The following is a 1,752-nucleotide window of genomic DNA, read 5'->3' on the forward strand; positions in this document are numbered from 1 at the left end:
AGCTATAATTTTTCAGGCCTCGATTTTGAGGCCTTTTAACTAATAAAAAGAGTTCGTTATTATGTTTTTGGGAGTTTGAATATATTGTATTTTTTGATAAAAATTGAGTTAAGATCCGTGTCGCATACCTAAACGTATACCCATGTAGGAAAGTGATGTGGGGATAAACGCCCAGCGGCTGTTGAGGTAATTGGTAAAGCATTAAAAAAAGTCGAGGCCGAGGTATAAATGACCGCAAGAGTTAAGGCTAGCTTGGCTGGTGGTATTTGTTCCGTGGCGGCAATTATTTCTATCCAACATCCCTTGTAGCGACTCATTTTATCCTTTTTACATCGGGGTATTTTTCACTCGCGGCTTCATGGTAGATATCAGCTAACCACCCAGCTATTTCTTCCTTAGTTAAAAATGAAGGAATAATGACGTCATATATTCGAGATGATTTCCCCTCATTGCAATCTACTCGAAATAGCTGCCATTCATTGGCAACACTTTTAACACCCAAGCGGCGACCAAAAACATCATAAATGAGCATAACAGGGTCCTCTATCTCAATATGTGCGTTCAGTTAACTCCTATAGCAAATAAAAATCAATATGGAAATCATGAGGATATTCCTCATGCCTGAATAATTGTCTCACCAAAAGGTGGGGGATCAAAATATGCTGCGACGTCTATTAGTTATCTTGCTAATGGTGGTGTTCTTAGGTTTAGTATTTAACAGCTACCGCTCATTGTATGAAATAAGACCATTCTATATGGCTTATATAGATAGGATTAGCTAGATTTAATCTATATATAGCGACTAGCAAAGGTAATAGAAAATGTTTAAGCACCGTTTGTCTGTGATCGCATTAGCGCTGATTGCTTCTCTAGCGTTATCTTCAACCCCTTCCATAGCTAATCCCGGTAATGGGAATGGCGGTGGACACGGAAACAGTGGCGGAAACCACGGTAATAGTGGGGGCAATGGGCCCGCTAATAAGGGGAATAAAGCCAAAAATGGTAGTGATAATTTAGTTTCAGTGAATCTAACCTATGACCGTGTGCGCCCATTAGCTGTTAATTACGGATTGACTGGTTATCAGTCATTACCTCCCGGTATCGCTAAAAATCTGGCACGGGGTAAGCCGCTCCCACCAGGCATCGCTAAGAAAGCAGTCCCTGCATCTTTACTGGGGCAGCTACCTTCTTACCCAGGATATGAGTGGCGTATAGTTGGCAATGACTTAGTACTTATTGCATTAAGTACAGCGATTGTTGCATCAGTAATAAATGGCGTATTCGATTAAGTATCCAAAGAAGGATACTCATCAGCGATTTTAACCACCTACGAGTTTAAGCCACTGGCCTTATAAGCCGGTGGCTTTTCATTTGAAATATTTATCTAGTGGATCGAAGTATCGGTACTTTCTGTAGAAAGCTAACATTCTGGCGGGACTTAGACTATACCGGATCATACAACTTATGACTGCGGGATGTTCCACCACACACCGGTAAAACTTTCAATGACAGCAAGTCGTTTGTCTGCTGGAACCGGACAGGCAATATCAGCACAAGCTCAAATAACGATAATTCAATGACTGGGACGGAGATCTATGGTAGATCTCTGCTGTTATGGGATGGTATATCACAACAAAACAGACTTTAATTCTGAGTTAATTCAATATTAAATCCACCTTAAATATTCAGAGTGGTAAACAGATTAAAGCCAAATAATAGTGAATGGAGTCTAAATGAAAGAACTATTAATAC

2 protein-coding genes are annotated in these 1,752 nt (G+C 40.2%); one reads left to right on the plus strand and one right to left on the minus strand.

Going from position 1 to position 1,752, the window contains the following annotated elements; translation table 11 throughout:
• Positions 1 to 313: 313 nt before the first annotated feature.
• Complete coding sequence (locus V1952_RS21645) at positions 314 to 532, minus strand: DUF7661 family protein (RefSeq protein WP_420075532.1); 219 nt, start codon at positions 530 to 532, stop codon at positions 314 to 316.
• A gap of 289 nt (positions 533 to 821) precedes the next feature.
• Here V1952_RS21645 and V1952_RS21650 point away from each other — a divergent pair, with 289 nt between their 5' ends.
• A complete protein-coding gene (locus V1952_RS21650) occupies positions 822 to 1,289 on the plus strand; it encodes an anti-virulence regulator CigR family protein (RefSeq protein WP_372559705.1) in 468 nt (155 codons plus the stop codon).
• The last annotated feature ends 463 nt before the right edge of the window (positions 1,290 to 1,752 follow it).

It is taken from the genome of Yersinia sp. 2542 StPb PI (genome assembly GCF_048593855.1).
GTDB lineage: Bacteria > Pseudomonadota > Gammaproteobacteria > Enterobacterales > Enterobacteriaceae > Yersinia > Yersinia enterocolitica_E.